We start from the raw sequence: 9,155 nt of genomic DNA, 5'->3' as shown, positions 1-9,155 counted from the left end.
AAGGGTGAGGTCAAGGACGTCCTGCTCCTCGACGTGACCCCGCTGTCCCTCGGTATCGAGACCAAGGGCGGCATCATGACGAAGCTCATCGAGCGCAACACCACGATCCCGACGAAGCGCTCCGAGATCTTCACGACGGCCGAGGACAACCAGCCGTCGGTGCAGATCCAGGTCTACCAGGGCGAGCGCGAGATCGCCGCGTACAACAAGAAGCTCGGCATGTTCGAGCTGACCGGTCTGCCGCCGGCGCCCCGTGGCGTCCCGCAGATCGAGGTCGCCTTCGACATCGACGCCAACGGCATCATGCACGTGACCGCGAAGGACCTGGGCACGGGCAAGGAGCAGAGGATGACCGTCACCGGCGGGTCCTCGCTGCCGAAGGACGACATCGACCGCATGATCCGCGAGGCGGAGCGGCACGCCGACGAGGACCGCCGCCGCAAGGAGTCCGCCGAGACCCGGAACCAGGCCGAGCAGCTCGCCTACCAGACCGAGAAGTTCCTCAAGGACAACGAGGACAAGATCCCCGCCGAGACGACGGGCGACGTGCGGTCGGCGGTCGACGAGCTGAAGGAGAAGCTGAAGGGCGAGGACACCGCGGCGATCCGCACCGCGACGGAGAAGGTCGCGGCGGTCTCGCAGAAGATGGGCCAGGCCATGTACGCGCAGGCGCAGTCGGCCGAGGCCGGGGCCGACGGCGGTGGCGGTGCCGCTGGCGGGCAGGCCGGGGCTCAGGGCCAGGGTGCGGGGCCATCGGAGGACGAGGTCGTCGACGCCGAGATCGTCGACGACGAGCGGCGGGAGGGAGGCCGGGAATGAGGCGTGGCAGCCACGATCTGACCCAGGTCCCCACGCGCGCGGGTCCCCCGCCGATGCTGCTCCCGGCACCCCAGGAGTCCCGGCCGCCCGCGGCGCCGGCCGACGAGAAGGCCGCCGAGGCACCCCGCCAGGGCACGCACCGGCAGCCTGTACGGGACACCCGTCCCCCGGCCGCCCACGAAGACGCGCCCCGCGCCGAGCGGCCCGAGCGCGACGCGGACCGGCCGGCCCCGGGCGCCGCGCCGCACCCCGGTACCGCGCCCCGGGGCCCGGACCGGAAGGCGCGGCAGGCCCGCGACGCCCGGGAGGGGCGGAACGCCCGGGAGACGGGGAACGCCCAGGAGGGGCGCGACGAGCGGGAAGCGCTTGAGGCCCGGGAAGCGCGGGAGGTCCGGGACGTCCACGAGGGTCCGGACGGCCGGGAGGTCCGGCACGCGCGGGATACGCGGCAGGGGCAGGAGCTCCGGGAGGCGCGGGAGCCCCGAGAGGCACGGGACGTCCACGAGGGTCCAGACGGCCGGGACGTCCGGCACGCGCGAGATGCCCGGCAGGGGCAGCACCTCCAGGAGGCCCGGGAGCCCCGAGAGGCACGGGACGTCCACGAGGGTCCAGACGGCCGGAAGGTCCGGCACGCGCGAGATGCCCGGCAGGGGCAGCACCTCCAGGAGGCCCGGGACGGGCAGGAGGGGCGGGATGGGCAGGAGGCCCGGGATGGGCAGGACGCGCGGGAGCAACCGGTGCCCGGTGCTGTGGCGTTGGGGGTGGCCCTCGCGGAGCGGACCGCGGATCTGCGGCGCGTGAAGGCCGAGTTCGACAACTACCGGGCCCGCGTGCACCGGGACCGCCTCGCGGTCGGGGAGGTCGCCGTGGCGAACGTGCTGCGGCGGCTGCTCCCGGTCCTCGACGCGGTCCGGGAGGCGGGCAGGCACGGTGAACTGACGGACGGGTTCCTGCGGGTCGCGGACATGCTGGAGGACGAGCTGGCGGCGCTGGGCCTGACGACGTTCGGCGCGGCGGGCGAGCCCTTCGACCCGCGCGTCCACACGGCCGTGGCGTACCTGTCGTCGCCCGCGTACGACCGCCCGGTGTGCACGGAGGTCATCCGGCCGGGCCACCGCGTGGGCGACCACCTGCTGCGTCCCGCCGAGGTGACGGTCACGGGGCCGCCGGCCGCGCGGTGATGCGGGGCGGGACCGCGCGGGGGACGATGGGGCGACGCTGCCGTGCCGCGGAAGGGGCTGTCGGGTGAACGCGACCGGTTCCCGCCCGCCGGACGAGCCCGCCGGCGGCGCGTACAGGACGTCGGCTCCGGGCGGGCTGCTCGACGTCCTGAAGGTCGCGGCCGTGGTCCTCGACGACCGGGGCCGGATCGTGCTGTGGAGCCCGCAGGCCGAGGAGGTCTTCGGCTACAGCGCGCAGGAGGCGCTCGGCCGGTTCGCCGCCCGGCTGCTGGTGCGCGAGGAGCACGTGGACCTGGTCACCGGCCTGTTCGCGCAGGTCATGCAGGAGGGCCTGAGCTGGGCCGGGGTGTTCCCCGTCCGGCACAAGGACGGCAGCACGCGGCTGCTGGAGTTCCGCAACATGCGGCTGCGCGGCGAGAGCGGCGACCTGTACGCGCTGGGGCTCGCCACCGAGTCGTCGACGCTGCGCAGGCTGGAGCGGGACGTGGCGCTGTCGAGCCGGCTGGTCGCGCAGTCGCCGATCGGCCTGGCGGTGCTGGACCCGGGACTGCGCTTCATGACGATCAACCCGGCGCTGGCGCGGATCACCGGCAGGCCGGCCGACGAGCTGACCGGCCGTCCGCTGCGCGACGGTCTGGCGTTCCTGGACGTCGAGCTGGTCGAGACGGCGGTGCGGCAGGTGCTGAAGACGGGCGCGCCGCTGGTCGACCAGAACGTGGTGGGCCGTACGCCGGCCGAGCCGGGGCAGGTGCACGCCTGGTCGGTGTCGTACCACCGACTGGAGGCGGGCGACGGCCGCGTCCTGGGCCTCGCCCTGTCGGCCGTCGACGTCACCGACCGGCACCGCGCGGCGACGGAGGCCGCGCACGCACGCCGCCGCCTCGCCATGATCGCGGACGCGTCGGTACGGGTCGGGACGACGCTCGACGTGGAGCAGACGGCCCGGGAGCTGGCCGGGCTGGTGGTGCCGGACCTCGCGGACGCGGCCACCGTCGACCTGCTCGACGCGGCGCTCCGGTCCCCCGGGACGCCGGGCGCGCCGCCGGCGCGCCGACGGTTCTTCCGCACGCTGGCGGTGGCGGATGCGGATGCGGATGCGGAAGGCACGGGGCCGGTGACGGCGGCCGGGAGATCGTACGAGGCGGACGCGGACAGCCCGGTGGCGCGCTGCGTCCGCGAGGGGAGGCCGGTCCTGGTGGCCCGGGTCGGCGAGGAGGACCGGCGCCACGTCGCACGCACCGCGCACGGCACCGGCCGTCCGGAACCGCACTCGTACATGGCGGTCCCGCTCATCGCGCGCGGCAGCGTGCTGGGGGCGCTGCATCTGGCGCGGACGCGGCACGCGGAGCCGTTCGACGAGGACGACGTGGTGCTGGCGCGGGAGCTCGCGGGGCGCGCGGCCGTGTCGATCGACAACGCGCGCTGGTACCAGCGGGAGCACGACACGGCGCTGACCCTCCAGCGGTCCCTGCTCCCCCACCGCCCGGAGCCCCGGCCCGGCCTGGAGCTGGCGTACCGCTACCAGCCGGCGGGCGCGCCCGGGGACGTGGGCGGCGACTGGTTCGACGTGATCCCGCTCGCGGACGACCGGACGGCGCTGGTCGTCGGGGACGTCATGGGCAGCGGAGTCACGGCGGCCGCCACGATGGGGCAGCTCCGCAACACCACGCGCGCCCTCGCGGACCTGGACCTGGACCCGGCCGAGATCCTGCGCCACGTCGACCGCAGCACCACGGGCCTCGAACAGTCGACGGCGACGTGCGTGTACGCGGTGTACGACCCCCACCGCCACGCATGCCTGGTGGCCAACGCCGGCCACCTGCCGCCCGTGCGCATCCCGGCGGGCGGCGCGCCGGAGCTGCTCCGCCTGCCGACCGGGGTGCCGCTCGGCGTCGGCGGCGTACCGTTCGCCAACCGCACGGTGCCGCTCCGCCCGGGCGACCGCCTGGTCCTGTACACGGACGGCCTGGTCGAGGTGCGGGGCGAGTCCATCGACACACGCCTGGACCAGCTCCTCGCCCTGCTCGCGGACGCCACGGACGCCACGGACGCCGGGAACGGCCACCTGGACCGCGTCTGCGACCGGGTGCTCCGCACGATGCGCGACCCGGCGGGCCACGACGACGTGGCCCTGCTGATCGCCCGCGTACCCCCGCACCACGCCTGACGGCGCAGCCTGCACTGATACACCGTGTCGGGCGACCCCGAACCGCCGGTAAATGCAACGTCATTGACTAATTGGCGACCATGGTGTGGGTCCCGGTGGGCGTGTTAATTTGCGCCCGTGGCCCATGCGACCTGGGAATCAATGCCGCTGACCTTCGACACCACCGGGTTCGAACACCTCGACGGAACGCGGTGGTTCGACCCGAACACCCGCGACGTCGTGGTGCTGAGCATGCAGCAGGCCCTGCCCCGCAGCCCCGTGTGGCTGTACGAGATCGACGTGCTGCGCCGGGAGCTCGCGCGGACCCACGCCGCTCGCGTGTTACCAGGCCCGTCGCCCGGCATCTCGCCGGTACCCACCGCGACCCTGCTCGAAGCGGACGCCGTCTTGCTGGGCGGCTCCATGGCCCTGTACACGCTGGTGGCCGAGAAGCTGCCCAAATCCCCGACGGGCCGCCTGTTCCGCGCCTCGTTCGTGCTCGCCAAGGCGGACCGCACCGCCGTGCTGACCGGCCAGTTCGAGGAGTGGCAGGTCAGCGGCATCCGCGAGTCGCTGGTCCACATCAACAGGGGCGGGCCCTCCAAGAAGGACGGCGGGCACCCGTACGACCCTCAGCTGCCGTACGAACCGAGTGACGACCCCGCCTGGGACGCCCAGTTCCCCCACCATCCGCTGACGAAGGCGCGGGCGTGGGTACGGACCGTGCGCGAAAGCGCCGTGGTCCACCGCGAGTTCGCGGCGCTGCCCGGCCTCCGGGCTCGCTGAGGTGCCGGTCTGGGAGCCGCGAACACCGGTGGTGTGGGAGGTCGGCGACGTCGTCGCCGGTCAGTACGAGGTGACAGGCGTACACACGGACGGTGGGATGGGCCTGGTCTACCGGGTGCGGCACCGGGAGTGGGACACGGACCTGGCCGTGAAGTGCCCACGGCCCGAGCTGTTCAGAACTCCCGAGCAGCAACGGCTGTTCGTACGCGAGGCCGAGACATGGGTGTCCATCGGGCTGCATCCGAACGTGTGCGGCTGCCATTACGTACGCGTTCTGGGCGGTATCCCGCGGGTGTTCGCCGAGTACGTGCCGGGTGGCAGTCTGCGGGACTGGATCCGCGACCGGCGGCTGTACGCGGGAGCTCCGGCGCAGGTCCTCGCCCGCATCATGGACCTGGCGATCCAGACCGCCTGGGGCCTCCAGCACGCCCATGAGCGCGGACTCGTCCACCAGGATGTGAAGCCCGCCAATGTGCTGCTCGACAGTGACGGGACGGCCAAGGTCACCGATTTCGGCATCGCCAGGGCGCGTGCGGCCGGAGGCGATGAGCTGGTGTCCGGCGGCGGGATGACCATGGCGTACGCCTCGCCCGAGCAGGCCGTGGGGGCGCCGCTGAGCCGTCGTACCGACATCTACAGCTTCGCGGTGTCGGTGTTCGAGATGTTCACCGGCGAGGTGAGCTGGCTGATGGGGCCGGTGGTGGGCGAGGCGCTCGCGGCGTTCCGGACCGAGGGCCCGAGGCAGGGCCCGCACCCGGAGGAACTGGTCGAACTGCCGGCCGCCGTCGCCGACCTGCTCGCTCGCTGCCTGTACGAGGATCCGGCGCGAAGGCCGGAGTCGATGGCCGCGGTCGCGGACGAACTCGTCCTGATGTACGGGGAGCTGACGGGGCACGTCTTCCCGAGACCGCGGCCATATGCCGCGGAGCTGCGCGCCGACGAACTCAACAACCGGGCCCTGTCCCTCCTCGACCTGGGCCGCACGACGGAGGCCGGTGAGACCTTCGAGGCGGCCCTCAAGGTCGATCCGCGTCACCCGGAAGCCACCTACAACGCGGGCCTGGCGCGCTGGAGGCAGGCCGCCGCCACCGACGAAGACCTGATCTCCGCGCTCGAAGCCGCCCGCGCCGACGCGCAGGACGCCGAGCGGGTGCGCCCGCTCCTTGACGAGGTGCACCGGGAGCGGGGCGCGGTCGGCCCCGGTGCCGTCGGCGACGTACGGGACGTGCCCTGGTACCCGTACCGGAAGCCCGACATCGAGATCCGGCTCACTCGCGACGGGCGCCGTGCGCTGACGGCCTTCGACGGCATGGTCCGCCTGTGGGACCTGGACACCGGCCGCTGCCTGCGTGAACTGGACGGAATGCGCGGCCCCGTGGATCTCGGCGCCGACGGGCGGCAGGCCGTGGGCGTGGGCTCCGACGGCCTGGTCCGCCTGTGGGACCTCACCGACGGCCGCTGTCTGCAGACCTTCACGCCGGACTATCGCTCCGGTGACACCGCCGTCCGCGGGCTCCGGCTCCTCCCGGAGCCGGGCCTGGTGGTCGCGGGCACCAGTGACGGCACGGTCCTCGGCTGGGACGTCACCACGGGCCGGGTCCGCTACACCCTGGAGGGCTTCCACAGCGGGCCCGTGCAGGCGACCTCCGACGGCCGACGGCTGCTGTTCCACGGGGGCGAGGGCATGGTGTTCCTGTGTGACCCGGACGGGGCGCGCGAGCAGACGGTCATGCCGGTGCGGAACCTGTTCGGCTCTCCCCTCTGCCTCACCGCGGACGGACGCACCGCGGCTGCCGCCGCCCCCTTCGGCGGCGGCATCCATGTGTGGGACCCGCACACCGGTGAACTCCTGCGCTCCTTCGACGCCCCGGCCACGTGCCTCGACCTGAGCCCCGACGGCCGGCTCCTGGCGGGGGCGAGCCGGGACGGCGCTGTCCGGCTGTGGGACGCCGCCACCGGCCGCACCCTGCGGACCTTCCGCGGACACCGGGGAGAGGTCGAGTCCGTGGTGTTCCTCGACGACGGCCGGCACCTGCTCTCCGCCGGGCGGGACAACACCGCGCGCCGATGGCTGCTGCCCGAGCCGTACACGGCGGCGATACGGCTCAGCCGCCCCCGCCGGCACGCCGAACTGAGCAGCCTGGACGGCAGGGTGGCCGCCCTGGTCGAGGCGGCGGAACAGGCGCGGCTGGCCGGCCGCGGCGCCGTCGCCCTGGACCTGCTCACCCAGGCGCGCACCGTCCCCGGCCACGAGCGGGCCCCGCGGGCACTCGCCGCCTGGCGGGCCCTGGCCCGCGACCGGCGCGTCACCCGCACGGGGCTGCGCGCGGCCTGGCCGACGAGGGCCCTGGCCCGGTTCGACTCCGAGGCGGCGACCCTGGCGCTGTCGCCGGACGGCCGGACGGCGGCGGTCCGGCTCGCCCACACCCTCCACGTCCTCGACGCGGAGTCCGGCGAGCGCGGGCCGGTGATCGAGGGTCTGCCGGACAGCCACGGAATGAACGTCCTCAAAGGCGTCCAGTTCACCGCCGACGGACGTATGGTGCTGACCGCGAACGCCGACGGCTCACTGGACGCCTGGTCCGTGGCCACCGGCACGCGTCAGGCCGAGCTCCGTCTCACCCTGGGCGCGGCCGCTGCCCGGTTCACCGCCGACGGGCAGCGCGCCCTGGTGTGGGGTGCCGACCACCGCGTACGCCTCTGGGAGATGGCGAGCGGGAAATGTCTGCGAACACTCGACGGGGACCACGGCCGGTCGCCGGAACTGTGGCTCGCCCCGGACGGCCGGACCGCCGCGACCTGCGGGGCGGGGAACGCCGTCCAGCTGTGGGACCTGGACACCGGCCGCTGCCTGCGGGTACTGCGCGGCCACACCGCCCCGGCGGAGGCGATCTGCGCGGCCACCGAGCGACGGCTGCTGGTGTCCTGCGGCGGCCCTGGCGACGCCCGGATCCGGCTGTGGGACACCGAAACCGGTGCCTGCCTGCGGGTGCTCGACGAGCAGCCGGGACACGCCCGGGCCGTAGGGCTGACTCCCGACGGCCGCTTCGCGCTCTCCCGCGGCACCGATGGGGCCCTGCGGCTGTGGGAGCTCGCCACCGGCCGCTGCCTGCGGGTGCTCGACGGCCCGAAGGGCGGGTTCCAGGACGCCTTGTTCGCCCCGGACGCCTGCTCGGCGCTGTCCGCCGGCGCCGACGGGATCGTACGAGTATGGGAACTCGACTGGGAGTTGGCCGCCTGCGATCCGCCAAGCGGTTCACCGGGATCGACGACGACCGAGACGACGGAGACGACGAAAGGGGCCGCCGTGTTCGGCCGAAAGCGGGACCAGCACACCGCCGCGGGCGCTGCCGGGGCAATGGAGCCGTTGCTCCAGGCGATCGTACAGATGACCGGCAATCCGGAGCTGGACACCTGGGACGCCCGGCACCGCCGAGGCGCCCGGTCCGGCGACACCGATGCCATGATCCACCTGGGTGCCTCGCTGCTCGACCAGGGCCGTACGGCGGACGCCGCGCAGCAGTTCCGCCGCGCGGCGGAACTCGGCAGCCCGATGGCGATGCACAACCTCTCCGTGGTGCTGAAGAGGATGGGGCAGGAGGGCGAGGCCGCCCAATGGGAGCGGCGCGCCGCCGAGCAGGGATACGCCCGCGCCATGGTCCAGGAGGGTTTCCGCGCTTTCAGGGGCAACCGGATGGACGAGGCGGAGCGGTGGCTTCGCGGTGCGGCTGAGCAGGGCGAGGCGGAAGGGATGCTGGTGCTGGGAATGATGCTGGGGGAAAGAGGGCGCACGGCGGAGGCCGAGAAATGGCTGCGCGCCGCCGCCGACAAGGGTGATCCATCGGCCATGTTCAGCCTGGCCGGTCTGGTGGAGCGGGCCGGGCGGCAGGCGGAGGCCGAGCAGTGGTACCGGCGGGCCGCAGACAAGGGGAATCCACAGGCCATGAACAACCTTGGCAACATCCTCCGGCACAGCGACCGTGCCGCGGACGCCGAGCGGTGGTACCGCCGCTCGGCGGAGGCGGGCGAGCCCATGGGCATGCTCAACCTCGGTGAGATGCTCGAACGTTCGCGCCCGCAGGAGGCCGTGCAGTGGTATCGGCAGGCCGCCGCGCAGGGCTCGGCGAAGGCCGCGGCGCATCTGCGTCGTCTGCAAGCGGGCGGGCGCGCCTGACAGGCGCCCCGCGTGGACGGCGGCTTGACAGGGCATAGGAGCAGGGGGA

5 protein-coding genes are annotated in these 9,155 nt (G+C 73.9%); all 5 read left to right on the top strand.

Features of this window, described 5'->3' with window-relative positions:
- On the top strand, nucleotides 1-819 hold an 819-nt coding region (locus HTZ82_RS25510; protein WP_175411753.1), incomplete at its 5' end, for an Hsp70 family protein.
- Entirely contained in the window at nucleotides 816-2,000 is a 1,185-nt protein-coding gene (grpE, locus tag HTZ82_RS32945) for a nucleotide exchange factor GrpE (RefSeq protein ID WP_309235677.1), read from the top strand. The genes HTZ82_RS25510 and grpE, both read left to right, overlap by 4 nt.
- Nucleotides 2,001-2,064: 64 nt before the next feature.
- Entirely contained in the window at nucleotides 2,065-4,167 is a 2,103-nt protein-coding gene (locus tag HTZ82_RS25500; protein WP_175411752.1) for a SpoIIE family protein phosphatase, read from the top strand.
- A gap of 117 nt (nucleotides 4,168-4,284) precedes the next feature.
- On the top strand, nucleotides 4,285-4,932 hold the full coding sequence (locus tag HTZ82_RS25495; RefSeq protein WP_175411751.1) for a hypothetical protein: 648 nt from the start codon (nucleotides 4,285-4,287) through the stop codon (nucleotides 4,930-4,932).
- A gap of 28 nt (nucleotides 4,933-4,960) precedes the next feature.
- Nucleotides 4,961-9,106: a protein kinase gene (locus HTZ82_RS25490; protein ID WP_175411750.1), complete on the top strand. Its 4,146-nt coding sequence runs from the start codon at nucleotides 4,961-4,963 to the stop codon at nucleotides 9,104-9,106.
- The last annotated feature ends 49 nt before the right edge of the window (nucleotides 9,107-9,155 follow it).

It is taken from the genome of Streptomyces sp. TRM64462 (genome assembly GCF_013362995.1).
Lineage (GTDB): Bacteria > Actinomycetota > Actinomycetes > Streptomycetales > Streptomycetaceae > Streptomyces.
Note: the sequence above shows the minus strand (reverse complement) of the source record. Positions and strands in the feature narration are given on the sequence as shown.